This is a genomic window from Glycomyces algeriensis, assembly GCF_027622855.1.
In the GTDB taxonomy this organism is placed as follows: domain Bacteria; phylum Actinomycetota; class Actinomycetes; order Mycobacteriales; family Micromonosporaceae; genus Glycomyces; species Glycomyces algeriensis.
The window spans coordinates 103,092-127,487 of the sequence record NZ_JAPZVR010000003.1; the positions used below are offsets into that span (position 1 = coordinate 103,092).

19 protein-coding genes are annotated in these 24,396 nt (G+C 71.7%); 7 read left to right on the top strand and 12 right to left on the bottom strand.

Going from position 1 to position 24,396, the window contains the following annotated elements; genetic code table 11:
* Positions 1–140 precede the first annotated feature (140 nt).
* Together O2L52_RS06725 and O2L52_RS06730 are read right to left on the bottom strand one after the other, a co-directional pair.
* Entirely contained in the window at positions 141–545 is a 405-nt protein-coding gene (locus O2L52_RS06725; protein ID WP_270114582.1) for a DUF7144 family membrane protein, read from the bottom strand.
* A 131-nt stretch (positions 546–676) separates the two neighbouring features.
* Positions 677–1,771, bottom strand: a complete 1,095-nt coding sequence (locus O2L52_RS06730; protein WP_270114583.1) for a cellulose binding domain-containing protein — start codon at positions 1,769–1,771, stop codon at positions 677–679.
* Between the two features lie 145 nt (positions 1,772–1,916).
* On the opposite strand from O2L52_RS06730, the gene O2L52_RS06735 reads away from it, so the two are divergent.
* Positions 1,917–2,831 carry an RNA polymerase sigma-70 factor gene (locus tag O2L52_RS06735; RefSeq protein ID WP_270114584.1) on the top strand — a complete coding sequence of 305 codons (915 nt, stop codon included), beginning with the start codon at positions 1,917–1,919 and terminating at the stop codon, positions 2,829–2,831.
* A 33-nt stretch (positions 2,832–2,864) separates the two neighbouring features.
* On the opposite strand, the gene O2L52_RS06740 is transcribed toward O2L52_RS06735, so the two are convergent.
* The 10 genes from O2L52_RS06740 to O2L52_RS06785 form a co-directional block, all read right to left on the bottom strand.
* Positions 2,865–3,599 carry an SDR family oxidoreductase gene (locus tag O2L52_RS06740; RefSeq protein ID WP_270114585.1) on the bottom strand — a complete coding sequence of 245 codons (735 nt, stop codon included), beginning with the start codon at positions 3,597–3,599 and terminating at the stop codon, positions 2,865–2,867.
* Positions 3,600–3,692: 93 nt separating this feature from the next.
* Complete coding sequence (locus O2L52_RS06745) at positions 3,693–4,367, bottom strand: GntR family transcriptional regulator (RefSeq protein WP_270114586.1); 675 nt, start codon at positions 4,365–4,367, stop codon at positions 3,693–3,695.
* The gene (locus tag O2L52_RS06750) at positions 4,364–6,769 is read right to left on the bottom strand and encodes a glycoside hydrolase family 127 protein (protein WP_270114587.1); all 2,406 of its coding nucleotides are present in this window, start codon (positions 6,767–6,769) and stop codon (positions 4,364–4,366) included. The genes O2L52_RS06745 and O2L52_RS06750 overlap by 4 nt, the downstream gene beginning before the upstream one ends.
* A complete protein-coding gene (locus O2L52_RS06755; RefSeq protein WP_270114588.1) occupies positions 6,766–8,196 on the bottom strand; it encodes an aminopeptidase P family protein in 1,431 nt (476 codons plus the stop codon). Before O2L52_RS06755 ends, O2L52_RS06750 begins: the two co-directional genes overlap by 4 nt.
* Positions 8,193–9,485 (bottom strand): alpha/beta fold hydrolase, encoded by a 1,293-nt coding sequence (locus O2L52_RS06760; RefSeq protein ID WP_270114589.1) that lies wholly within the window; start codon positions 9,483–9,485, stop codon positions 8,193–8,195. The genes O2L52_RS06755 and O2L52_RS06760 overlap by 4 nt, the downstream gene beginning before the upstream one ends.
* Positions 9,482–10,381 carry an ATP-binding cassette domain-containing protein gene (locus O2L52_RS06765; protein WP_270114590.1) on the bottom strand — a complete coding sequence of 300 codons (900 nt, stop codon included), beginning with the start codon at positions 10,379–10,381 and terminating at the stop codon, positions 9,482–9,484. Before O2L52_RS06765 ends, O2L52_RS06760 begins: the two co-directional genes overlap by 4 nt.
* Positions 10,378–11,214, bottom strand: coding sequence for an ABC transporter ATP-binding protein (locus O2L52_RS06770; protein ID WP_270114591.1), 837 nt, complete (start codon positions 11,212–11,214; stop codon positions 10,378–10,380). Before O2L52_RS06770 ends, O2L52_RS06765 begins: the two co-directional genes overlap by 4 nt.
* The gene (locus O2L52_RS06775; RefSeq protein ID WP_270114592.1) at positions 11,211–12,209 is read right to left on the bottom strand and encodes an ABC transporter permease; all 999 of its coding nucleotides are present in this window, start codon (positions 12,207–12,209) and stop codon (positions 11,211–11,213) included. Before O2L52_RS06775 ends, O2L52_RS06770 begins: the two co-directional genes overlap by 4 nt.
* On the bottom strand, positions 12,206–13,201 hold the full coding sequence (locus tag O2L52_RS06780; RefSeq protein WP_270114593.1) for an ABC transporter permease: 996 nt from the start codon (positions 13,199–13,201) through the stop codon (positions 12,206–12,208). The genes O2L52_RS06775 and O2L52_RS06780 overlap by 4 nt, the downstream gene beginning before the upstream one ends.
* A 6-nt stretch (positions 13,202–13,207) precedes the next feature.
* Positions 13,208–14,899, bottom strand: coding sequence for an ABC transporter substrate-binding protein (locus tag O2L52_RS06785; RefSeq protein ID WP_270114594.1), 1,692 nt, complete (start codon positions 14,897–14,899; stop codon positions 13,208–13,210).
* A gap of 258 nt (positions 14,900–15,157) precedes the next feature.
* Between O2L52_RS06785 and O2L52_RS06790 the strand changes: the two genes are divergently transcribed.
* The 6 genes from O2L52_RS06790 (at position 15,158) to O2L52_RS06815 (ending at position 24,327) form a co-directional block, all read left to right on the top strand.
* The gene (locus O2L52_RS06790; RefSeq protein ID WP_373897067.1) at positions 15,158–17,296 is read left to right on the top strand and encodes an alpha-galactosidase; all 2,139 of its coding nucleotides are present in this window, start codon (positions 15,158–15,160) and stop codon (positions 17,294–17,296) included.
* A gap of 340 nt (positions 17,297–17,636) precedes the next feature.
* A complete protein-coding gene (locus tag O2L52_RS06795) occupies positions 17,637–18,668 on the top strand; it encodes a LacI family DNA-binding transcriptional regulator (RefSeq protein ID WP_270114596.1) in 1,032 nt (343 codons plus the stop codon).
* 79 nt (positions 18,669–18,747) lie between these two features.
* Complete coding sequence (locus O2L52_RS06800) at positions 18,748–21,330, top strand: family 78 glycoside hydrolase catalytic domain (RefSeq protein ID WP_270114597.1); 2,583 nt, start codon at positions 18,748–18,750, stop codon at positions 21,328–21,330.
* Positions 21,331–21,437: 107 nt separating this feature from the next.
* The gene (locus O2L52_RS06805) at positions 21,438–22,436 is read left to right on the top strand and encodes a glycosyltransferase family 2 protein (protein WP_270114598.1); all 999 of its coding nucleotides are present in this window, start codon (positions 21,438–21,440) and stop codon (positions 22,434–22,436) included.
* Positions 22,437–22,549: 113 nt separating this feature from the next.
* Entirely contained in the window at positions 22,550–23,251 is a 702-nt protein-coding gene (locus O2L52_RS06810; protein ID WP_270114599.1) for a ThuA domain-containing protein, read from the top strand.
* Positions 23,230–24,327, top strand: a complete 1,098-nt coding sequence (locus tag O2L52_RS06815) for a Gfo/Idh/MocA family protein (protein WP_270114600.1) — start codon at positions 23,230–23,232, stop codon at positions 24,325–24,327. Before O2L52_RS06810 ends, O2L52_RS06815 begins: the two co-directional genes overlap by 22 nt.
* Positions 24,328–24,396 lie beyond the last annotated feature (69 nt).

Consider the following 24,396-nt stretch of genomic DNA (forward strand, 5'->3'; position numbering starts at 1 on the left):
GCCCCGCGCCGGGGCGCCCCGCCCCCCCCCCCCCCCGCCCGCCCCCCGGCCCCCCCCCCCCCCCGGCGGGGCCGCCCCCTCGCCTCCGAGGAACGCCGAACGGGACGGCCGAAACGGCCGTCCCGTCGCAGCGAACCGCCTTACCGGTAGTCGGGCCCCGTGGGCTTCGGGGCCACCGTCATGGCCCAGATGCTGAAGATCGCGAGCGCGATGATCAGCAGCGACCAGAACGGGTAGTACGGCAGGTACAGGAAGTTGTTGATGAGCACCAGGCACGCCAGCACGACGCCCAGGACGCGGGCCCAGGTGGCCCCGCCGAAGAGCGCGCAGCCCACGAGCGCGGTGACCACGCCGAGGATGAGGTGGATCCAGCCCCAGGCGGTCGTGTCGATGCTGACCACGTAGTCCTGGACCTCGGCGTAGAAGTTGTCGGTGGCGATGCCGAAGATCCCCTCGATCGCCTGCCAGACGCCCATCATGATCATGCTGACCGCGGCGAAGACCATGCCCCCGGCGGCCCAGGCAGCCTTGGATTCCCCGTCCATCTCGGACCCCCCTCAGGTAAAGGAAATACCCTCACGGTAAGCCCGAAACAGCCCCTATCCAGGTCGAATGCCGAATATTGGCCCGAACCCGGGCCGCCGGGCGCCTGTGTCAGGCGCCCGGCGGCCACTGCTCAGGACAGGATCGGGTCGAGGGCCTCGAACCAGTTGGCGGCGAGTTTGACGTAGCCGTCCTCGTCGGGGTGGACGCCGTCGTAGGTGTCGACGGCGGGGTAGAAGCCGGTCCACTGGTCGACCACGACGATCGGGGACTCGGCTGTGGTCAGCCCGGCGGCCCAGGCCGGGATCGCGGCGTTGAAGTTGATCGCGCGCTGCGGGCAGTCGGTGCAGCCGAAGGACGCGTCCGGTTGGAGCGGGATGATCTGGGCGACCAGGATGACCGCGTCAGGATTGAGTTCGCGCAGGTCCGCGACGATCTGGGTGTAGGCGGCGAGGATCTGGGAGGGCGGGAGGTTCGACCAGACGTCGTTGGTCGCGAAGTGCATCATCAGCACATCGGGGGTGTTCTGCTCGAGCCAGCCGCGGACGCTGCCGTTCGCGACGGACTGAGTGACCTGGAAGCCGCCGTGCCCCTCGTGGTCGGGGTCGGAGCCGGCCGGGTTGCAGGCCTGGGAGAGGGAGCCGACGAAGTCGACCTCGTGCCCGGCCTCGTCGAGGAGGTCCCACAGGTTGCCGCGCCAGCAGCCGGGGCTGCCGGTGATCGAGTCGCCGAGGGGCATGATCTTCACGGCCCCGCCCGGCGGCTCCTCGGTGGGCGTCCCGGTCGGGTCGGTGGGACCGCCGGTCGGGTCGACCTGGCCGTCGCACAGGTCGCCGTTGACCGAGATCGACTGCGGGGCGGCGGTGCTGCCGGACCCGATGAAACCGAAGACCTCGCGGGTCTGGCCGGAGCCGATGGCGGCGTTCCAGCCGACGTCGGCGCCGGTGAACGCCGTGCCGTTCTGGTCCCAGTCGACGTTCCACGCGCTGGAGACCTGGGTGCCTGCCGGGAAGTCCCAGGTGAGGTCCCAGCCGTTGATGGGCTCGGCGGCGGTGATCGAGACGTTCGCCTGGAACCCGCCGCCCCAGCTGCTCACGACCTTGTACTCCACCTCGCAGCCGTCTTCGGCCTGGGCTTGGTTCGCGGTGGCGATCGACAGCGCCCCCGCGCTGAGGGCCGCGACCGCGGCGGTGGTGAGGGCCAGCCGCCTGCTTCGTTTGCTTCGCATATCGCAACGTCCTTTCGGGAGCGCTCCCGGAGATCGTAGCGGCCTTTAATTTAGGTAGTCAAGTATATGAATGTGCCGCTCTCGCGGAGCCCGCTTTCGGGGCCGCGGAGTACGCTCCGGAACGGACGAGCGGAAGGAGCTTCGCGTGGCGACCGGTGCGGAACGCGTCTCGGGAGACGCACTGGACGGGACCGGCCTGGACGAGGCCGCCGCGGTCTTCACCAGCGTGCGGCCGCGCCTGTTCGGCATCGCCTACCGCATGCTCGGCAGCGCCGCCGAAGCCGAGGACCTGGTGCAGGAGGTCTGGCTGCGCTGGCAGGCGTACGACCGCACCCGGGTCGAGCACCCCGCGGCGTTCCTCGCGACCACGACCACGCGGCTCGCCGTCAACGCGCTCAAGTCCGCCCGGGCGCGGCGCGAGACCTACATCGGGCCGTGGCTGCCCGAACCCGTCGACACCGCGGCCGACCCCTACCTGGGCGCCGAGCGCGGCGAGGCCCTGGAGATCGCGGCGCTGCTGCTCATGGAGCGCCTCTCCCCCAGCGAGCGCGCCGCGTACGTGCTGCGCGAGGCCTTCGACTACCCGTACGCGCAGATCGCCGAGATCCTGCAGGCGAGCGAGGCCGCCGTGCGGCAACTGGTGAGCCGGGCCCGCAAGCGCATGGCCGAGGGCCGGCGCAAGCGGGTGCGGCCCGAGGCGCAGCGCACCCTGCTCGCCGCGTTCCTCGCGGCCGCCGAGTCGGGCGACATGGCCGGGCTCGAGCAGTTGTTCGCCGCCGACGTCACGAGCCTCTCCGACGGCAATGGCGCGCACCAGGTCTCGCGGCGCCCGGTCGTGGGCGCGGCGCGGGTCGCGAACTTCCTCCAGGCCATCGCGGCCTGGTTCTGGGCGGGCGTCGACATCGAACTGGTCGACCTGAACGGCCAGACCGGCGCGGTGCTGCGCCGCGACGGGGAGCTGTACGGCGTGATCACCGTCAGCGCCTCGGACGAGGGCATCGACCAGGTCCTGTGGATGGTGAACCCCGAGAAGCTGACGGCCCTGCCGCAGCGGGGCTGAAGCGGGCCCGCGCCGGGCGCGGGCCCGGATCCGCTAGCGCGCCAGCCACTCCCGGTACGAGGTCTTCGCGATCACGGCGTCCCCCTTGGGAACCAGGGCGTCGCCCTGAACCGCGGCGAACATCCCGGCGGTCGGGTCGGTGACGACGGTGCGCGCGTCGCCGCGGGCCTCGAGGGTGATCCGGCCGAGCTCGTCGAGCGCGAACACCTCCGGTCCGGCCACGTCGCGCGTGCCCTGCAGCGGCGCGCCCGCGGCGGCGTCCGCGACCGCCGCCGCGATGTCCGCCGCCGCGATCGGCTGGACGGGCGTCGCGGGCAGGCGCACCGTGCTGTCGTCCGAGGTCCAGGACATCACCGCATCCACGAACTCGAAGAACTGCGTGGACCGCACGATCGTGTAAGGCACCGGCCCGGCCTTGAGCAGGTCCTCCTGGAGCGTCTTGGCGCGGTAGTAGTCGAGCTCCGGCACCAGGTCCACGCCCACGATCGAGAGGATCACCGCGTGGCCGACCCCGGCGGCGTCCGCCGCCTGGAGCATGGTGTCCATGCTCTGCTGGAAGAACGCGAACGACGCCTCGTCGAAGGTCGGCGAGTTCGTCAGGTTGACCACGACGTCAGCGCCCTCCATCGCCTCCGGCATGCCCTGGCCGCTCAGCACGTCGAGCCCGGTGGACGGCGAGTGCGGCACCGCCTCGTGCCCGCGGCCGTTCAAGATGTCGACGACCTGCGATCCGATGCGTCCGGTGCCGCCGATGACAGCGATCTTCATGGCTTTCCTCCTGTTCGGCGGGGCGGTCCGCCGCCCCGGTACGAGCTAGGACAGCACAGCACCCGGTTTTGTGACAGGAAGTCGCCGAGATCTTCAGGAGCGGGGGCGCGGCTCCTCGGCCCTGCCCGCCCACCAGCCGATCGCGTGGCGGATGTGCTGGCGCATCAGGGCTTCGGCGGCGTCCGCGTCGCCCGCGGCGAGGTGGTCGAGGAGCCGGTGGTGCTCGTCGGCCGAGGTACGCAGGCGGCTCGACTCGACCATCGAGACGAGCCCGACCAGGCGGGTGCGCTCGCGCAGGTCCGCGATGGTCTCCACGAGCACGTGGTTGCCGAGCAGCGCGGTGAGTTCGAGGTGCAAGCGCTGGTCGGCGAGGAGGTACGCGGGGAGGTCGCCCGCGCCGGCCCCGGCGACGATCGCGTCGGCCTGGGCCCGGAAGTCCGCCAGGCGCTCGGCCGGGAAGGCCCCGGCGACCCGGGCCATCGCGGGCGGTTCGAGGAGCAGCCGGATCTCCACGAGGTCCTGGAGGAGCTCGTCGCTCACGGCGGTGACCCGGAACCCCTTGTTGCGCACGGTCTCCACGAAGCCGCGCTTCTCGAGGTCGAGCATCGCCTCGCGGACCGGGGTGGCCGAGACCGCGAACTGCCCGGCCACGCGCGGGACGGTGAGCAGCGTGCCGGGGGCGAGCTCGCCGGAGATGATCGCGAGCGAGAGCATCCGGCCCACGCGCACGCGCAGGCTCTCACCGGGCTCCAGGCGCCGGTCGCTCACCGCGGGTCGCCCTTCCCGGGGATCACCAGGCGGCGGCGCGGCTCCTCGTTGCCCGCGCGGTCGGTCGCGGCGTACTCGATGACCTGCGGTTCGGGCCCGATCGCGCGCACGAACGCCTCTTGGAAGGTCCCCCAGAACGTGCCGGGCCCCTCCCACTGGATGCGCTCGACGCCGGAGACCCCGTCCTCGGCGTGGAGGGTGATCTCCCAGCTCGAACCGAGCTCTTTGACGACGGCCCGCGAGCGCGGCGGGGCCGTGTCGACACTGAGTTCCCGGCCGGTGGTCGCCTCAAGTCCGCGGGCGTCGGTGGCGCGGGCTTCGATGCGCTGCACGCCTTCGGTTTCGATCTTCACGGGATCGGTGTACGGCCGCCAGTCGCCGTCGTTGAGCCGCCATTCGAGGCGCAGGTCGTCCGGGTCGGTCGTGTCGGCGGCGAGGGCGTGGAGGCGGATCGTGGGCGCGGTCGTGTACCAGCCTGAAGGGGCCGGTTCCTCGAGGATCTCGACGGCCACGGCGGGCATGCCGGCCACCGCGCCGCCGAAGGCGATCTCGGCGTCGCGGCTGCGCACGTACATGTGGTACCTCGTGTCCAGACCCGACCAGCAGGGCTCGAACTCGACGCCGTCGAGCACCACCGTCCCGTTCGCCGCGAGCTCGGCGAGGAGTTCGGTCCCGGTCGCGTCCGTGATGAGCGCTCCGGCGTCCGAGCGGCCCGCGAGCGGGAACGGGAGCGAGGTCGTCAGTTCGGAGCGGGCGAGGAGCAGGGTCGGGCCGAGGAAGATCGCGCACTGGCGCTCGTCGTCGATCGCGGGTTCGGCGCGGAGCCTGACCGGGGTGGTGAGGTGCAGTTCGTCGCCCGATTTCCAGGCCCGGGTGAGGGACGCGTACTGGCCCGGCACCGGGTTAACGCCCGTGGGTCCGCCGTTGAGGCGCAGCTCGAGATCGCCTGTTGCCCATGATGGAACGCGCAGGTGGATCGTGCGCTCCCGCGTCGACGATCCGTCGAAGGCGAGCGTGATCCCTTCGCCCAGCGGGAAGCCCGAGCGGAGCCTGACGTGGAGCCCGGCCTCCTCCCAGTCCAGTTCGGCGTCGATCGGCAGGTTCACATAGAGGCCGTAGTCGCCCCGGAGGAAGACGGTGTCCTGGTACTTGACGTGGTTCTCCAGGCCGGTGCCGCCGCAGCAGGTGCCCGTGTTGCCGTACTCCCGGTACGCGCCCGGGTGCACCGGGAACATGTACGTGACCTCGGGGCTGGTGTCCGATCGGACGGCGCGGCGCGAGCCGAGGACGTGGTTGAGGACCGTGCGCTCGTAGTAGTCCATATAGGCCGGATCGAGGGTGTGCGCGAACAGCCTTCGCGCGAGTTTCAGCAGGTTGTAGGCGGCGCAGGTCTCGGCGTTGCGGTGGCCCACGTCCCCGGCCACGGTGCCCGGCGGGCCCCACAGCTCGCTCTCGCCGGTGCCGCCGTGGGCGTACATGCGACCGGGCACGACCTGGGCCCAGATGCCCTGCGCCGCTGCGAGGTAGCGGGCCTCGCCGGTGAGCTCGAACTGATCGACGTAGCCGATGAGCTGCGGCAGGTGCTGGTTGGCGTGCATGTCCGTGAGGACGTCGGTGCCGCTCGCACCCGCCTCGAGCACGGTCTCCTGGCCGAAGAACGCGGCCGTCTCCAAAAGCAGCGGGTCGCCCGCCGCTTTGCTGAGTCGGGCCAGGGTCTCGTTCATGCCGCCGAACTCCCCCGCGATGTACAGCGACCACATGCGCTGGCGGTGTTCGGGGTCCAGCCGGGAGAGGCGCTGGTGGACCCAGTGGCCCATCGCGGTGGCGATCGGGAGCGCCTCGGTGCTGCCGGTCAGCTCGTGGGCGTCGAGCAGGCCGGCCATGAGCTTGTGGCAGGTGTAGTAGGGCGCCCAGATCTCGCCGTACGGGGCGAAGTCCTCGAGGCGGGAGAACTGCCATTCGCCGTAGGCCGCAAGGAATCCCGGGTGCGAGTAGCGGCCCGTGGCCGCCAGCGCGGCCTGGACCTCGCCGAGGCCCGCCACGAACTCGTCCACTTTGGCCTGGAGGGCGGGGTCGCGCTCCCCCGCCGCGGCGTGGGCGAGCATGGAGAGGAAGTGCCCGGCGTAGTGGCCGCGCAGGAGGTTGGCGGTGGGGGCGTGCTCGCGGCCGGGGTAGTCGTGTTCGCTCCAGGGCTGCTCTGCGGGGTGACCGAAGTCCTCCCAGTTGCCCGGCGGGGTGGCGCCGCGCGTGTCGAGGCCGGCGTTGCGGCGGAAGACGGCGAGCAGGCGGTCCACGGGGTAGGCGCGGGCGAGGTGGAGCATGGCGTCGCGGGCGCGGGCGAAGGGGCTCGCGTCGTCGATGCGGACCGCGCCGAGCGGGAAGGGCCGCAGGCGCGGGGTCATGCGGCCTCCTTGAGGCGGGCCTGGGTCCAGGCTTCGACGCCGGCCGTGTCGATCGGCAGGGCGTCGGAGAGGACTTCGGCGCCGTCCTCGGTGACGAGGAGGTCGTCTTCGAGGCGGACGCCGATGCCGCGCAGTTCGGGCGGGACCGTGAGGTCGTTGGCGTGGAAGTAGAGGCCGGGTTCGACGGTCATGACGACGCCGGGTTCGAGGTCGGCGCCCATGTACTCCTCGTACTCGGCGTGGCCGCAGTCGTGGGTGTCGAGGCCGAGGTGGTGGCCGATGCCGCAGGCGAGGTAGCGGCGGTGCTGCTGGCCGCGCGGGGAGAGGGCCTCGTCGACGGAGACGGGGAGGAGGCCCCAGTCGTGGAGGCCTTGGGCGACGACCTCCATGGCGGCGAAGTGGAAGTCGAGGTATTTCGTGCCGGGCCGGACTTGGGCCATGCCGGCGCGGTGGGCCCGTTCGACGAGGTCGTGGACCGTGCGCTGCTGCGGGCTGAAGGTGCCGCTCGCGGGGAGGGTGCGGGTGACGTCGGCGGTGTAGAGGCTCTTGGCCTCGACGCCCATGTCGAGCAGGAGTGCGGCGTCGGGGAGGACGGGGCCGTCGCAGCGGACCCAGTGGAGGACGGGCGCGTGGGGGCCGGAGCCGACGATGGTGGTGTAGCCGGTGCCGTTGCCGTGGGTGCGGGCGTGGCGGTCGAAGGTCCCTTGGAGCCAGCGCTCGCCGAGGCCTTCGCCGATGGCGCGCGGGATCTCGCGGGCGACGGCGGCGAAGCCCTCAGTGGTGGCGTCGACGGCGAGGCGCATCTGCTCGATCTCCCAGGCGTCCTTGACCATGCGGAGGACCGAGAGGTGGCGGTCGAGGAGCGCGGAGGGCACGAGGTCGTGCGCGGCGGCGAGGGCCGGGTCCGCGGACTGGATCGTGAGGGCGCCCTTGAGGGCCTGGTCGCCGAGGCGGTCGAGAGGCGCGACGTCGATCTGGAGGGCGTCGGCCCATTCGGGGAGGCCCGGTGAGGCGCCGACCCAGAGTTCGCCGTGGTTCGCGTCGCCGAAGAAGCCGGTCTCGCCGGGGCGGAACGGCGGCGGGAGGTGGAGGCGGGCGTCGTGGCCGCCGGGGCGGGGGGTCATGACGAGGACGGCGTCCTCGGCCTGGCAGCCGGTGAGCCACACGAAGTCGCTGTCGGGCCGGAAGAGGTACGTGTTGTCGTCGTTGCGGGTGGGCGCGGAGCCGGAGGCGACGACGACGGTGGCGCCGGGCAGCCGCTCGCTGAGGCGGCGGCGGTGGTCGGCGGCGGCCTGCGCGGCGCCTGGGACCGGGTTCGCGGGGACGGGTTCGCCGCTCCAGCCGGTGGCGATGAAGTCGGTGAACCCCTTGATGTCCTTGATCCTGGGGTAGCGGGTGCCCGCGTAGGGCGGCCTGGCGTCGGTCATCGCCGTTCTCCTCCTCGGTCGCGCACCAGTTCGCGGAGGCGGGCGAAGACCCGCTCGGCGCCGATGCCGTCGTGCTCGTATTCGTTGGTGACCCACGCCTGGGCGCCGCCGAGCCCGCGCAGGGTGTCGAGTTGCAGTCCGGAGTCGACGAACATGTCGTCGAAGTAGACGGCGGCGGCGAGCGGGACCTCGTTGGCGGCCAGGCGTTCGGGGTCGAGGATCGGGCTCCATTCCTCGCGGGCGGCGAGGGCGTGGACGGCCGGGGCGAAGCCGCGCAGGAGTCTGACCTCTTCGAACATCCAGGGGAAGGCCATCTCGCCGGTGAACGGGAGCGGGCGGACCGCCTCGCCGAACTCCGGGCGGCGGTCGCGCTCGCGCTGGGCGGCCCAGGCGGTGGGGCCGTTGGGGCCGTCGCCGTAGATGGACTCCTGGAGGGTCCAGAAGAGCGGGTTGGCGGCGGAGGAGGTGCGGGCGAGGGCGCCGGCGAGGAAGCCCTCGGAGAGGCGGTCGCCCCTGATGAAGGCGTCCTCGACGAGCCAGTGCATGCGTTCGAAGCCGGGTTTCATGCCGAAGTCGATGCCGAGGGACTGGAAGCGGCGCACCGTGAGCACGTCCCCGTCGGGGAGCAGGACCGGTTCGGCCGCGAGGCGGTCGGCGATCGCGGCGACCGCTTGGACGTCCTGCGGGTAGCGGCGGTAGTACTCGGCGGTCTTGGACGCGACGCGGTCGAAGGTGCGGCGGTAGACCTCCTCGGCGCTCATCGGATTGCCGGGGATGCCGCCGCACACGTACGCGGCGGCCAGCGCCTCGGGGGCGTGGGAGAGGTAGGCGAGGGTGAGCCAGCCGCCGTAGCTCTGCGCGAGCGTCGCCCACTTCCGTCCGTTGTAGACGGTGGTGCGGACGTGCTCGAGGTCGCGCACTATCGAGTCGGCGCGGAAGTGCGCGAGGTGGTCGGCGCCCGCCTCGGCGTCCATTGCGGCGAGGATCTCGGCGTCGAGCGGGGTGCTGCGGCCGGTGCCGCGCTGGTCGACCAGGACGATCCGGTAGTGCTTGAGCGCCTCCTTGATCCAGCCGCCGGGCTCGAGCGGGCGCGGGTTCGCGCCGCCGGGTCCGCCCTGGAGGTAGGTGAGGAGCGGGAGGTCGTCGCCGCGCTTGTCGGGGTCGGCGAGTTCGCGCACGAAGACCTCGATCGCACCGGCTTCGGGATGCCGCCAGTCGAGCGGGACTGGGACGTGCCGCTCGCGCGTCCAGATGCCGGGCAGCGCGTACTCCGCCTTGGGGTCCTTCACAGTTCGGCTTCCTCTCGTTCGCGGCGGGCCTGCTCGTTCCGCCTCCGGGCAGCGTCCCATTCCGGTCTGATGCGCGGGACGGCGGCGAGGAGTTTGCGCGTGTACGGGTCCTGCGGCGAGCCGAACACGGTGTCGCGGTCGCCGGTCTCGACGATGCGCCCGCCGTTCATCACGGCCACGCGGGTGGCGATCTGGCGGACCACGGCGAGGTCGTGGGCGATGAACAGGTAGCTGAACCCCTCTTCGTCCTGGAGGCGGCGCAGCAGGTTGATGACCTGCGCCTGCACGGACACGTCGAGGGCCGAGACCGCTTCGTCCGCGATGATGAGCTTGGGCGAGACGGCGAGCGCGCGGGCGATCCCGATGCGCTGCGCCTGCCCGCCCGAGAACTGGGCGGGGTAGCGCGCGGCGTGGTCGGGGTTGAGGCCGACGCGCTCCAGGAGCGCGGCGGCGAAGGCCCGGGCGCCGCCGGGGATCGGGCGGCGCTGGTAGGCGAGCGGGGCGGTGACGATCCGCTCGACGGTGTGCTTCGGGTTCAGCGACGAGTACGGGTCCTGGAACACCATCTGCACTTCGCTGCGGAACGCGTGCAAAGCCTTTCCGGTGAGCGCGTGGACCTCCCGGCCGTCGAACTCGATCGTGCCGCTCGTGGCGTCGATGAGCCGCGCGATCAGGCGGGCGGTGGTGGACTTGCCGGAGCCCGACTCGCCCACGAGCGCGAGGGTCTCGCCCTTGCGCACTTCGAGCGAGACGTCGTCCACGGCGCGGAACCGGCCCGCGCGGCCGAGGAGGCCGCCGCCGGAGACGGTGAACTCCTTGACGAGGTTCTCGGCGCGCAGCAGGGGCGCGGGTTCGGGCGGCCCGGGCTGGCGCGGAATGCTGTCGCCGGCGGTCATCGGCCCTCCTCGGTGTGCATGGTGCGTAGCAGCCCGATCTCGTCGTCGATGCGGGGCACCGCGTCGAGGAGCATGCGCGTGTAGGGCGCCTGCGGGTCGGTGAAGATCCGCTCGGCCGGGCCCTGCTCGACGAGGTCGCCGTCGCGCATGACGACGATGTGGTCGGTGACCTCGCTGACGACCGCGAGGTCGTGGGTGATGAGGACGAGCCCGGCCCCGGTGTCGGCCCGGATCTCGGCCAGGAGGTCGAGGATCTGGGCCTGCACCGTCACGTCGAGGGCCGTGGTGGGCTCGTCGGCGATGATGAGCTCGGGCTCCATGCTGAGGGTCATGGCGATCATGACGCGCTGGCGCATGCCGCCGGAGAACTGGTGCGGGTAGTGGTCGACCCGCCTGGCGGCGTCGCCGATGTGGACGCGTTCCATCGCCTCGATGGCGACGGCGCGGGCCTGGCGGCGGGTCACGCCGGTGCGGTGCGACCGGTACGCCTCCATGATCTGGGTGCCCACCGTGTAGTACGGGTTGAGGGACGAGAGCGGGTCCTGGAAGATCATCGCGATCCGGTCGCCCCGGTAGGAACGCATCGCGCGCTCGGGCAGGGCGGTCAGCTCGGTGCCGTCGAACGCGATGGAGCCGGTGCGTTCGGCGCCCTTGGGCAGCAGGCCCATGATCGCGAGGCTCGTCATGGACTTGCCGGAGCCGGACTCGCCGACGATGCCGAGCGCGCCGCCGCGCGCCAGGTCGAAGTCGAGCGAGTTCACGACCGTGTTGGGGCCGTTGGCATTCGGGAAGCCGACGGTGAGCCCCCGTACCTGCAGCAGCGTGTCCGTCATGCCGAGCTCCCCACTCGCACTCGCGGGTCGATGGCCGTGTACAGGAGGTCGACCACCATGTTGCCGACGACGACCAGGAAGGCCGCGAGCAGGGTGACGCCCATGATGACCGGCTGGTCGTTCTTCGTGATCGAGTCGGCGGCCATCTTGCCGATGCCGTTGAGCCCGAACACGGTCTCGGTGATGAGGGCCCCGCCGAGGAGCCCGGCGAAGTCCATGCCGAAGATCGTGACGATCGGCGTGAGCGCCGGCCGCAGCGCGTGCCGCCGCCACACCAGGCCGGGGCTGAGCCCTTTGGCACGGGCGGTGCGCACGTAGTTCTCCTGCAGGGTCTCGATCACGTTCGCGCGGGTGAGTCTGGTGTAGACGGCCGCCATGCCCACGGCGAGCACGATCCAGGGCATGAGGAAGTTCTGGAACCACCGCACCGGGTCGTCCGAGAACGCCACCGCCTGCGGGAACGGCAGCCACCCGAGGGTGACCACGAGCAGGAACTGGAGCGAGAGCGCCAGCACGTAGTTCGGGATGGACATGCCCGTGAGGGTCAGCCCGGCGATGAAGCGGTCCGCGAACCTCCCTTCGCGCACGGCGCTGAGCAGGCCTCCGGCGACACCGGCGAGCAGCCAGAGCACGGCGGCCCCGACGGCGACGGTGGCGGAGACGGGGAGCCGCTGCACGATCATGTCCGTCACGGCCTGGCTCGACTGGAACGAGTAGCCGAGGCACGGTGCGGCGCAGTCGATCGCGTTCGGACCCGTGCCGTAGGTGCGGCCGGCGAAGAGGCCGGTGAGGAACGTCCAGAACTGGGTCCAGAACGGCTGGTCGATGCCGAGGTTGGCGCGGATCTGGTCGATCGCCTCGGGCGTGCAGTTCTTGCCGCAGATCTGCACCGCCGGGTCGGGCGAGAGGACGAAGAAGATCACGAAGGTGAACAGGCACACCAGGAACAGCACGACGAGCATGCCGAGGAGCCGGTTGGCGACGAAGCGGATCATGCGGCCCCCTCCCCTAGGAGTCTGCGGATGCGGTCGCCGAGCACGGTGAACGAGAGCACGAGGAGGAACAGGAAGGCCCCCGGGATGAGGAAGTAGGCGGGATCGACGGCGTACCAGGGCACCGAGCTCGCGATCATCTGGCCCCACGAGGGCGTCGGCGGGACGACCCCGACGCCGAGGAACGACAGCCCCGCCTCGGTGCCCACGTAGCCGGGCACGGCGAGGGTGGTCATGACGATGATCGTGGAGGCGAGGTTCGGCAGGATCTCCTTGAAGATGATCTGCGCGCTCGTGGCGCCCGAGGCCTTCGCGGCCTCCACGAACTCCCGCTCCTTGAGCGACATGGTCTGCCCGCGCACGATGCGCGCGAGGTACGGCCAGCCGAAGAACGAGATCACCAGCACCAGCAGGAACTGGCGGTTCTCGGCGGGCAGCGCCGAGAGGACGGCGATCATGAAGATGAGCGCCGGGAACGCCATGAGGAACTCCATGACGCGGGAGACGACCATGTCGACCCGCCCGCCGAAGTACCCGGCGACGAGCCCGAAGACCACGCCGAGGAACGTCGTGAGCAGGGTCGCCGAGATCGCGATGAGCATCGAGACCCTGGCGCCGTAGACGATCCGGGCGAAGATGTCGCGCCCGTTGCCCGGCTCGACCCCGAACCAGTGGTCGGCGCCCATGCCGCCCGCCGCCCCGAGCGGGATGCCGCCCAGGTTCGGGTCGACCGCGTCCTGGTCGAACTCCAGGGGGCCGTAGCCGCTGATCTTCACCAGCAGCGGGGCCGCGACCGCCATCAGGATGATCAGGACGATGTAGACGCCGCAGGCAACGGCCGCGCGGTCGCGGAGGAAGGCGCGGGAGACGCCCCGCCACTCGGTCGCGGGCCGGTCCGGCGCGCCCCGCCCGGCGGGCGGCGAGGCCGGTGCGCCAGGCACCGTCCCGCCGCCCGCCGCGCCTTCGACTTCGAGCTCGGTCGGAGTAAAGGACATCGGTGATCAGCCCGCCGACGGATCGCTCAGGCCGATGATCGTCAGGTCGGTCATGCTCGTGTTCGGGATGTACCCGGCGATGTTCTCGCCCGGCAGGAACACGCTCGGCTCCTGCAGCAGCGGCACCAGCGGGGCCAGCGCCATGACCTCCTCGTCGAACTCGCCCCACTCGACGTTCGCGGCGTCGAGGTCGGTCATCGCGCGGATCTCGTCGATGCGGGCGTTGATGCCCGGGTCGTTGATCTGCGCGATGTTGGTGTTGCCCTTCTCGGTGATGACGCGGCCGTCGACCAGCGGCGGGACCATGGTGCTGGAGCTGGAGGCCCAGTCGGGGCACCAGCCGGTGATCGCGGCGTCGTGCATCTGCGAGGGCGTGCCGATGGTCTCGTAGAAGGTGGAGGTGTCGATGACGTTGAGCTGCACGTCCACATTGATCTTCGCGAGGGCCTGCTGGATGGACTCGGCCTGCGCCTGCATGATCGGGTTGGAGCGGATGTCGAGGGTGAACGAGAAGCCGTCGCCGAGGCCGACCGACTCGAGCAGCTCCTGGGCCTTCGCCGGGTCGCCGCTGTCGCCTTCGCTCGGGTAGAGGTCGAAGTCCTTGTGACCGTTCACCGCGTTGGGGATGATCGTGGTGGCCGGGAGGGCGAGCTGGTTGCCGCCTGAGGCCGTCTGGAGCGAAGTGCGGTCGACGGCGTAGTTCATCGCCTGGCGCACCTCGACCTTGTCGAACGGGGCCTGGGTGGTGTCCATGCCCATGTAGGTGACGCAGTAGGCCTCGGCGCTGATCGCGCGCTCCTGGAGTTCCGGGGACTGGATGCGCGCCAGGGTGGCCGGCTGGATCTTGCCAGCGATGGCGTTCACGTCGGTGCCCTGGCCGGCGAGGAGGCGCTCGTCGATGGTGGCGCCTTCGAGGCCGATCTCGAACTCCCACGCGTCCGGGTAGGCCTTGCGCACCTCGTCGGTGGCCGCGTCCCAGTGCTCGTTGCGCACCAGCTTGATGGAGCTGCCGGGGGTGTACGAGTCGAGCGTGTAAGGGCCGGAGGCGATGACGTCCTTGATGAACTCGTCGCCCGCGCCGGTGCCGACGGGGAAGGGCACGGCGTTCACCTGGGAGACGACGTTGTCGAACTCGGGGAACGGGGCCTTGAGGTGGAAGACGATGGTCTGCGCGTCGGGCGTCTCGATGCCCGGGTGGTCGCCGGTCTGGTAGGGCCCCTTGTAGTCCGCGGGGGCCTCGACCGTGTTCTTGAGCCAGGGCGAGCCGATGCCGATCTCGGGGTCCCAGGCGCGGGAGATGCCGAACTCGAGCTCGGTGGAGGTGATGGGGTCGCCGTTGTCGAACTTCAGGCCCTCTTTGAGGGTGTAGGTCCAGGTGAGTCCGTCTGGCGAGGGCGTGCCGAGGCCTTCGGCCATGTCGGGGACGACGGCGTTCGGGTCTTCGGCGTCGCCGGCGGCCTGCATGGTGAGGCCGCGGTAGATGAGGCGGTAGAAGGCGTTGACGCCGCCGTCCCAGCCCCGCGCCGGGTCGAGGTAGGAGAAGTCGGCGTTCTGGAGCATGTGGACGGTGCCGCCGGTCTGGGGCGTGCCGCCCGAGCCGTCGCCTCCGGCGGCTTCCTGGCCGCCTCCGGAACAGGCGGTGAGCAGCAGCGCCGCGGCTGCGAGCGCCGCCGCCGCGCGGGTCGCTTTTCTGATCATGGGGGATTTCCTATCGCTAGTTCGCGTCCGTGGGCCGCATCAGCGGGTGGGGGTGCGCGTCGTTGGAACCCTCTGACCGAAGGCCTCGGGGCCTCGGATTCGCAGTAACATATCACATATCACATACCATTGGAATGGAGTGGGATTCCGATTTCCTAAACCCGGTTAAGCCCTGTACCGTGCCCTTCGACATGCCGAAACGAGCCGCGGCGCCACAGATCCGAGCGCCGCAAGCCCTATCCGCACACTCGAAGGAACATCGTGAACAACGGAACCTGGACCCTCCTGCGCCGCGACGGCGTGGCCCTCATCCTCGCCGCGCCCGAGTCTGGCCTGCCCGCCGTGCTCCACTGGGGCGCCGACCTCGGCCCCCTCGAAGCCGCGGACCTCGACGGGCTCGACCGCACGACCGGCCGCCAGACCGCGCCCGCGACCCTCGACGCCGCCTGGCGGCTCTCGCTGGCGCCGCAGGAGTCCGAGGGCTGGCCGGGCCGCCCGGCACTGCTCGCCACGCGCGACGGCCTGCCGCTCTTCCCGCGCTGGGAGGCCACGCTGGAGCAGCAGGGCGAAGCCGCAGTGGAGGTCACGGCCGTTGACGCCGCGGCCGGGCTGACGCTGCGGACCCGCCTGGAGATCGGCGCGGGCGGGCTCGTCCTGGTCGACCACGAGCTGCAGAACGACGGTGACGGGACGGTGGACGTGGCCTGGCTGGAGGCGACGCTGCCCGTCCCCAAGACCGCCGACCACCTCACCTCCTTCACCGGCCGCTGGGCGCGCGAGAAGGTCCCGGCGACCAGTGCGATCCCGCGCGGCTCCACCGTGCGCGAGTCGCGGCGCGGGCGCGGCGGGCACGACTCCCCGTGGGTCACCTTGGCCTCCAACGGGACCCCGCGCAACCGCACCGGCGAGGTCTGGGCCGTGCACCTCGGCTGGAGCGCCGACGTGCGCCACCGCACCGACCGCCCCACCGACCACGTGACGCTCATCGGCGCCGGAGAACTGCTGCGCCCCAGCGAGATCCGCCTCGAGAAAGGCCAGTCGTACCGCGCGCCGACCGCGTACTTCTCGTGGTCCGGCACCGGTCTCGACGGTATCGCGGACCGCTTCCACACTTGGATGCGCGCCCGCCCGCAGCACCCGCAGACCGCGCGGCCGCTCGTGCTCAACGTCTGGGAAGCCGTGTACTTCGACCACGACCCCGTTCGCCTGAAAGCGCTGGCGCGCAAGGCCGCCTCCGTCGGCGTCGAGCGGTTCGTGCTCGACGACGGCTGGTTCCTCGCCCGCCGCCACGACCGGGCCGGTCTCGGCGACTGGGAGGTCGACCCCGCGGTCTGGCCCGAGGGCCTCGAACCGCTCGCCGAGCTCGTGCGGTCGCTCGGCATGCAGTTCGGGCTGTGGTTCGAGCCCGAGATGGTCAACCTCGATTCCAACCTCGCGCGCGCCCACCCGGACTGGCTGCTCGCCAACCCGGCGTCGGTGCCCGCGCCGGAAGGGATATCGTTCCGCACCCAGTACGTGCTCGACCTCGCGAACCCTGAAGCGTTCGAGCACCTCCGCTCGCAGATGTCGACCCTCGTCGAGCGCCTCGGCATCGCCTTCATCAAGTGGGACCACAACCGCGACCTCGTCGAGGCGGTCCACGAGGGGCTTCCGGGCACGCACGTGCAGACCCTCGCGGCCTACCGGCTCATCGACCGGCTCAAGGCCGACCACCCCGGCCTGGAGATCGAGTCCTGCTCCTCCGGCGGCGCCCGCACCGACCTGGGCATCCTCGCCCGCACCGAGCGGGTGTGGGCCTCCGACTCGAACGACCCGGTCGAGCGCCAGGACATCCAGCGCTGGACCGAGCTCGTGCTGCCGCCCGAGATGATCGGCGCGCACGTGGGCCCCTCCCCCGCCCACTCCTCCGGGCGGGCCACCGCCCTCGCCTACCGGATCGCGACCTCGCTGCAGGGCTCGGCCGGCTTCGAATGGGACATCCTGACCTGCACCGAGGCGGAGACCGAGCAGATCACGGCGTTCGGGTCGCTCTACAAGGAACTGCGCGGGCTGCTGCACACCGGCTCCGTGGTGCACCCGGACGTCGTGGACCCGGCGCTGCGAGTGCGCGGCGTCGTCGCGGCCGACCGCTCCGAGGCGGTCTTCACCGTCGCCACGGTCGCCGCGATCGAGGACGCGCTGCCCGAGCGGATCCGGCTCGACGGCCTCGACCCCGAGCGCCGCTACACGCTGCGCGTGCGGGACGAGATCGGCGCGTCGCAGCACGGCTGGACGACCCCGCCGTGGCTCGGCAAGGACCCGGTCACCGTCTCCGGCCGCGTGCTCACCGAGATCGGCCTCCAGCTGCCGGGCCTGTGGCCGGTGCAGGCGATCATGGTGCACCTGACCGCCGAGTGACCTAGGGGGTGTTGACGAACCCCTGACGGTCGCTGTCCGGCCCATTGGCCCGCTCGCTGCGTTGTCGGCCCTCCGAATACAACACCGGTATTCGGAGGGCCTTCCGCAGTTTCGGCGACGCTTGCGAGCCGTCAATCGGTGGAGCGAGCAAACCAATGGACTCGGACATCGCCTCGCCGGGGGTTCGTCAACACCCCCTAGCGGCGCAACACGACCCATGCGGGGTCGCCCGTCTCGGCGGGCGGCCCCGCTCGGCGTTCGGGAACCGTTCGACCCACGGGTTGTAGATCGGTCTACACGACGTGTAGATTCCTCGTCATCGTGCAACGGGGAGGTCGCCATGGCGCCAGCGCGGGCCGGCTCGGCCACCATCGAGGACGTCGCGCGCGCAGCGGGCGTCTCGCGCGCCGCGGTCTCCAAGGTCATCCGCGACGCCTACGGGGTGAGCCCGGCGATGCGCGAACGGGTGACGGCCGCGATCGAGCAGCTCGGCTACCGCCCCCGCGTTTCGGCGAGGGGCATGCGCGGCAAGACGTTCACGCTCGGCATCGAGATCCCCGAGCTGTCGAACCCGTTCTTCCCGCTGCTGCTCGCCGGGGCGACCGCGGCGCTCTCCGGCTCGCCCTACCAGCTCGTCATCGCCCCGGCCGACCCCGCCCACCACGAGGGCTACCGGGCGATCCAGGCGCTCGTGGACCGGCAGGTCGACGGGGTCATCGCGGTCTCGCCGCTGGTGGACCCGGCCTGGCTGGGCGAGCTCTCGGCCACCGTGCCGGTGGTGATGCTCGGCCGCCATGACCGCGCGGAGGGGTACGACACCGTGGTGAGCGACGACGAGGCCGGCGCCCTCCTGGTGATGCGGCACCTCCTCGAGCTGGGGCACCGCGACATCGCCCACCTCACCGGGGAGTCGGCCGACCCCGATCCCGGCTCCGGGATTCCGCAGGCGATCCGGTTGCGGGCCTATCGATCTGCGATGCGGGAGGCCGGGTTCGGCGACCGGGTCAGCATCGCGAGCACCCCTGCCGTGACCGCCAACGCGCATCGGGCCGCGCTCCAGTTGCTCCGCGGCGCTGAGCGGCCGACGGCGATCTTCGCCTGCCACGACGAACCGGCACTCGGCGTGCTGCGGGCCGTCGCCGATGCGGGGCTCACCGCCGACGACGTCTCGGTCGCCGGCTACGACGGCATCGCGATCGCCGGGCACCCGGGCATCGCGCTCACCACGGTGGCCCAGGACGGCGAGCGGATGGGCCGGCTCGCCGTGGAACTGCTCCTCGAACGCATCGCCGGGCGCACCGAACCGCGGCGCGAAGTGGTCGCGCCCGAACTCGTCGTCCGCTCCAGCACCCGGCCGCCGCGCGGCCGCTGACCACCGCGCGGGTCCCGCCGCGCTCCGACCCTCCTCATTGAATCGTTCAAACCCTCTGGTACCCAACAGGAAGCACCGCATGAACCCTCCCCACCCATCAGTCCACGGCCTCCGCGCCGAGTACCGCACCGACGCCCCGTTCGTCGGCACGAGCCGACCGCGCCTGTCCTGGAAGACCGCGACGACCGCCACGAATTGGACGCAGGCGAGCGCCGAGATCGAATGGCGGCGAGGCGACACCACCGAGACGGCCCGCGTTGAGGACGCCGAGTCGGTGTTCGTCGCCTGGCCGTTCGCGCCGCTGCGCGCCCGCGAACGCGGGGCCCTGCGCGTGCGGGTCCGCGGCGCCGACGGCGCCGCCTCGGACTGGAGCGCGCCGCTGGAGATCCGCGCCGGGTTCCTCGCCGAAGGCGAATGGCGGGCCCGGTTCGTCTCGGCGCCCGGAGCCGGACCCGCTCAGCCCGTGCTGCTGCGCCGCGAGTTCGCAGTGCGCGAAGAACTCCGGGCGGCCACCTTGTACAGCACCGCGCGCGGACTGTTCCAGGTCGAGATCGGCGGCACCGCGGTCGACGACGAGCGGTTCAAGCCCGGGTGGACGGCGTACCGGCAGCGGCTCGTGCACGAGACCGACGACGTCACCGCGCTGCTCGCACCGGGCCCGAACGCGATCGGGGCGGTGCTCGCGGGCGGCTGGTACACCGAGCGGTTCGGCTTCCACGGCGACGCCGAGCCGTTCTACGGCACGCACCCCGCCTTCGCGGCGCAGCTCGTGCTCGAATACGAGGACGGCGCAACGGAACTGGTCGCCACCGGCGACGACGGATGGCGGGCGACCACTGAAGGGCCGCTGACCGCGAGCGGGATCTACGCGGGCGAGTCGTACGACGCGCGGCGAGCGATGCCCGGCTGGTCCTCCCCCGGCTTCGACGACGGGACCTGGTTGGACGCCGAGACGGACACCGCAGCGGCGATCGTGCCCGTGCCGCGCACCGCGCCGCCCGTGCGGGCCACCCAGGAGCTCCCGGTCGCCGAGGTCATCACCACCCCCAGTGGACGGACCGTGCTCGACTTCGGGCAGAACCTCGTGGGGCACCTGCGCCTGCGCGTCTCCGGCCGCGCGGGCGACACCGTCGTGCTCCGCCACGCCGAGGTCCTCGAGCACGGCGAGCTCGGCGTGCGCCCGCTGCGCCACGCCGCCGCCACCGACCGGTACACGTTGGCGGGCAACGCGATCGAGACCTGGGAGCCCGTGTTCACCTTCCACGGGTTCCGGTACGCCGAGGTCGACAACTGGCCCGGGACGTTCGACCCGGCCGACGTCACGGCAGTCGTCGTGCACTCCGACATGGACCGCACCGGCTGGTTCGAGTCCTCGCACGAGCAGCTGAACCGGCTGCACGAGAACGTGGTCTGGGGCATGCGCGGCAACTTCCTGTCGATCCCCACCGACTGCCCGCAGCGCGACGAGCGCCTCGGCTGGACCGGCGACATCCAGGTCTTCGCGCCCACCGCGTCCTACCTGTTCGACGCGGACGGGTTCCTCGCCTCGTGGCTGGAGGACCTCGCGCTCGAGCAGGAGGCGAACGGCGGGGTCACGTTCATCGTGCCGAACGTGCTCGAGTGGGCGAAGACCCCGGCCGCGGCCTGGGCCGACGCCGCCACGGTCGTGCCCACCGTCCTCTTCGAGCGGTACGGCGACCGGGCCGTGCTGCAGCGGCAGTACCCGAGCATGCGGGGCTGGGTGGACCAGGTAGCGGCGCTCGCGGGCGAGCGGCGGCTCTGGGAGGGCGACTTCCAGTTCGGCGACTGGCTCGACCCGAACGCCCCGCCGCACGACCCGTTCCAGGCCCGGACCGAACACGACCTCGTCGCCAGCGCCTACCTGTTCCGCTCCTCCCGCCTGGTCGCCGAGGCGGCGCGGCTGCTCGGCCTGGACGGGGACGCCGCGCGGTACGAGGCGTACGCGCGGGAGGTGCGGGCGGCGTGGCTGCGGGAGTACGTGACGCCGGCGGGCCGGATCGTCTCGGACACGCAGACGGCGTACGCGCTGGCGATCATGTTCGGGCTGTCCGCGGACCCTGAGCTGATCGGGCGGTTCGGGGCGCGGTTGGCGGCGCTGGTGGAGCGGGCGGGCCACCGGATCGGGACCGGGTTCGTGGGGACGCCGCTCATCCAGGACGCGCTGGTGCGCACGGGTCACGCGGACACGGCGGAGGCGCTGCTCATGCAGACGGGGGTGCCGTCGTGGCTGTACCCGGTGACGATGGGCGCGACGACCGTGTGGGAGCGCTGGGACTCCATGCTGGAGGACGGCACGATCAATCCGGGCGAGATGACCTCGTTCAACCACTACGCGTTCGGGGCGATCGCGGACTGGCTGCACCGGACGGCGGCGGGGCTGGCACCGCTGGAGCCCGGGTACCGGCGGCTGCTGGTCGCGCCGGTGCCGCTCGCGGGGCTGGACTGGGCGGCGGCGGCGCATGAGACGCCGTACGGCCGGGCGGCGGTGCGGTGGGAGGCGGCCGACGGCGGCCTGGTCGTGCGGGCCACGGTGCCGCCCAACACGAGTGCGCGGGTGGTGCTGCCGGATCGGGCGCCGGAGGAGGTCGGTTCGGGCGAGCACGCCTGGACGATCGCGGACCCGCGTGCGGGGGCCGTGTAGGGCTCGGGGCCTCGGGCCGCGCACTCGGTTCGAGACCCCGTCGTTCGGGCCTCGCGGTGTTAAGGTGAGCGCGCCGCGCGTTCCCCTCCTCTCCCCTGGAGCCCTCGATGGCGAATCGGCCCTCGGTCAGCCTCGTCATGGCGACCTGCGACAAGCGCGAGTACCTCGCGCTGACGCTTGAATCGCTGCTCGCGCAGACCGAGTCGCGGTTCGAGGTGGTGCTGTGCGACGACGGGACGCGGGGCGGTGTCGCGGACGTGGTGGCGCCCTTCAAGGACCGGCTCGAGCTGCAGCTGGTGGTGCAGGAGAACCGGGGCCGGGCGGCGGCGCGGAACGCGGCGCTCGAACGGGTGCGAGGCGACCTGGTGGTCTTCATCGACGACGACCGGTTGGCCGCGCCCGGTTTCGTGGCCGCGCACGCGGACGCCGCGGACGGCGGCGGGGTGATCGGCTGGAAGCGCCGGGCGCTCACGTGGTGGCGGCCGGGGATGTTGCCGATCGGCGAAGCGGACCTGGTGCGGCTGGCGTTCCGGCTGGGCGGCACCGCGCGGCTGCGTGAGCCGCTGCGGCTGCTGGAGCCGGGCGAGCTGACCGCGGACGCGGAGGGCGCGCTGGCCCGCGTCGACCTGGGCGAGGAGCGGGACAACTACCGGCAGGTCGTGGACGCGTTCGGGCCGGGCCTGGAGGGCTTCCGGTTCGGCTGGGGCCTGGCCACGACCGCGAACCTCTCGGTGCCGCGCGAGGCTTTGGATGAGGCCGGCGGCTTCGACGAGGCGTTCACGGGGTGGGGCATGGAGGACACGGATCTGAGCTACCGGCTGGCCCGGGCGGGCCTGCGGTTCTCGGTGGACGCGGCGGCGGTGAACTACCACCAGGTGCACCCGCTGGCCGATCCCGATCCGGTGGCCGCCGGGCGGATCATGAAGGCGCAGTTGACGCGGAACCTCGCGCATTTCTGCGGGCGGCACCGGTCGATCGAGGCGCACCTGTTCCGGGGGTACTGGGCGAACGCGATGACCTTGATCGAGGCGGACGCGCTGCTCAAGCGGGCCGAGGTCGATCCGATGCTGCGTCAGCGGCTGGAAACTTTTTATATGTCCCGGTAAACCGACAGCGGTCGGGAAGACCGTTGCGGTCAGTCCCGGCATCGGCTACGGTCGATCGGCGAGGTATGCAAACGATTCGACAAGCGGTGTCAGAGCACCGGTGAAGGAACCACATGAGCGAGCGAAAAGCCCTGGTCGTCCGAGGCGGATGGGAGGGGCACGCACCGGTCGAGGCGACTGAACTGTTTCTGCCTTTCCTGCGGGAGAACGGGTTCGAGGTCCGCGTCGAGGAGTCCCCCGAGGTGTACGCGGACGCCGACGCCCTCGCCGCGACCGACCTCATCGTCCAGAGCGTGACGATGTCCGAGATCAGCCACGACCAGCTGAAGGGCCTCCGCGCCGCCGTCGCGGCGGGCACCGGCATGGCGGGCTGGCACGGCGGCATCGCCGACTCCTACCGCAACTCCTCGGACTACCTGCAGCTCATCGGCGGCCAGTTCGCGACCCACCCCTCCAAGGAGCCGGGCGCGTGCAAGGGGAGCCAGGAGGACAACTACCTGCCCCACACGGTCGAGCTCACCGACCTCGGCCGCGAGCACCCGATCACGGCGGGCCTCGCGGACTTCGAGCTCGACACCGAGCAGTACTGGGTGCTCCACGACGACCTCATCGACGTCCTCGCCACGACCACGCACCCCGTGCGGCCGTGGCACCCGTGGCACCGGCCGATCACCTCCCCGGCCGTGTGGACCCGCCAGTGGGGCGAGGGCCGCATCATGGTCGCCACCCCCGGCCACAGCGTCGACATCCTCAAGGACGCCAACGTCCGCACCATCATCGAAAGGGGCATGCTGTGGGCGACCCGCACGGCGTAGGCATCATCGGCCTCGGAGCCATCTCCGGCCAGTACCTCAACACCTTCGCGGCCTGCCCGGGCATCCGCATCGCGGCCGTCGCGGACCTCAACGCCGCGCGCGCCGCCGAGGTCGCCGAGGCGACCGGGGCCGCCGCGCTCAGCGTCGACGAGCTCGTCGCGCACCCCGAAGTGGACACCGTCCTCAACCTCACGATCCCCGCCGCCCACGCGGACATCGCCCTCAAGGCCATCGCCGCCGGGAAGCACGTGTACGGCGAGAAGCCGCTCGCCGCCGCGTTCGCGGACGCCCAGCGCGTGGTCGCGGCCGGCGAGGCCGCGGGCGTGCGGGTCGGCTGCGCGCCGGACACGGTGCTCGGCACCGGCGTCCAGACCGCGCGGGACGCGATCGACAAGGGCGAGATCGGGGTCCCGACGTTCGCGACCGCCACGATGATCGCGCGCGGCCACGAGGTCTGGCACCCGAACCCGGACTTCTACTACACCGAGGGCGGCGGGCCGCTGCTCGACATGGGGCCGTACTACGTGACCTCGCTCGTGCACCTGCTCGGCCCGGTCGTCTCGGTCACCGGCGCCTCCAGCCGCTCGCGCGACCAGCGCGTGATCGGCTCCGGTGCCCGTGCGGGCGAACAGGTCCCGGTCTCGATCGACACCCACGTCACCGGCATCCTGCACCACGCCGGCGGCGCGCTGAGCACCCTCGTGATGAGCTTCGACGGGTACGCCACCTCGGCTCCGAACATCGAGGTCCACGGCACGGAGGGCACTGTCACCGTGCCCGACCCGAACCACTTCTCGGGCGACGTGACGCTGGACCGCCACGACCGCGAGCGCGGCGTCATCGCGCCCAGCGCCGGATTCGCCGAGTCGGGCCGGGGCGTCGGCCTCATCGACATGGCCCGCGCGCAGGCGGACCGGGCCCCGCGGGCCGACGGGGCGATGGCGCTCCACGTGCTCGAGGTGATGACCGGGCTGCTGCGCTCGGCGGAGACCGGTGCGCGCCTTGACATGCAGACCACGGTCGAGCGCCCGGCGCTGGTGCCGTTCACGGCTCACGCGGACTGGACCGTCGCATAAGATATTCAAATTGATCAATCCGACAATCTTCACATTACCGCGGAGTAACGGTAGTCTCCCTACTACGAT

Excerpts from the sequence above, each read along its gene's own strand:
- O2L52_RS06725 (WP_270114582.1), bottom strand. The coding sequence starts at position 545 with ATGGACGGGGAATCCAAGGCTGCCTGGGCCGCCGGGGGCATGGTCTTC.
- O2L52_RS06730 (WP_270114583.1), bottom strand. The coding sequence starts at position 1,771 with ATGCGAAGCAAACGAAGCAGGCGGCTGGCCCTCACCACCGCCGCGGTC.
- O2L52_RS06740 (WP_270114585.1), bottom strand. The coding sequence starts at position 3,599 with ATGAAGATCGCTGTCATCGGCGGCACCGGACGCATCGGATCGCAGGTC.
- O2L52_RS06750 (WP_270114587.1), bottom strand. The coding sequence starts at position 6,769 with ATGACCCCGCGCCTGCGGCCCTTCCCGCTCGGCGCGGTCCGCATCGAC.
- O2L52_RS06755 (WP_270114588.1), bottom strand. The coding sequence starts at position 8,196 with ATGACCGACGCCAGGCCGCCCTACGCGGGCACCCGCTACCCCAGGATC.
- O2L52_RS06765 (WP_270114590.1), bottom strand. The coding sequence starts at position 10,381 with ATGACCGCCGGCGACAGCATTCCGCGCCAGCCCGGGCCGCCCGAACCC.
- O2L52_RS06770 (WP_270114591.1), bottom strand. The coding sequence starts at position 11,214 with ATGACGGACACGCTGCTGCAGGTACGGGGGCTCACCGTCGGCTTCCCG.
- O2L52_RS06775 (WP_270114592.1), bottom strand. The coding sequence starts at position 12,209 with ATGATCCGCTTCGTCGCCAACCGGCTCCTCGGCATGCTCGTCGTGCTG.
- O2L52_RS06780 (WP_270114593.1), bottom strand. The coding sequence starts at position 13,201 with ATGTCCTTTACTCCGACCGAGCTCGAAGTCGAAGGCGCGGCGGGCGGC.
- O2L52_RS06785 (WP_270114594.1), bottom strand. The coding sequence starts at position 14,899 with ATGATCAGAAAAGCGACCCGCGCGGCGGCGGCGCTCGCAGCCGCGGCG.
- O2L52_RS06795 (WP_270114596.1), top strand. The coding sequence starts at position 17,637 with ATGGCGCCAGCGCGGGCCGGCTCGGCCACCATCGAGGACGTCGCGCGC.
- O2L52_RS06800 (WP_270114597.1), top strand. The coding sequence starts at position 18,748 with ATGAACCCTCCCCACCCATCAGTCCACGGCCTCCGCGCCGAGTACCGC.
- O2L52_RS06805 (WP_270114598.1), top strand. The coding sequence starts at position 21,438 with ATGGCGAATCGGCCCTCGGTCAGCCTCGTCATGGCGACCTGCGACAAG.
- O2L52_RS06810 (WP_270114599.1), top strand. The coding sequence starts at position 22,550 with ATGAGCGAGCGAAAAGCCCTGGTCGTCCGAGGCGGATGGGAGGGGCAC.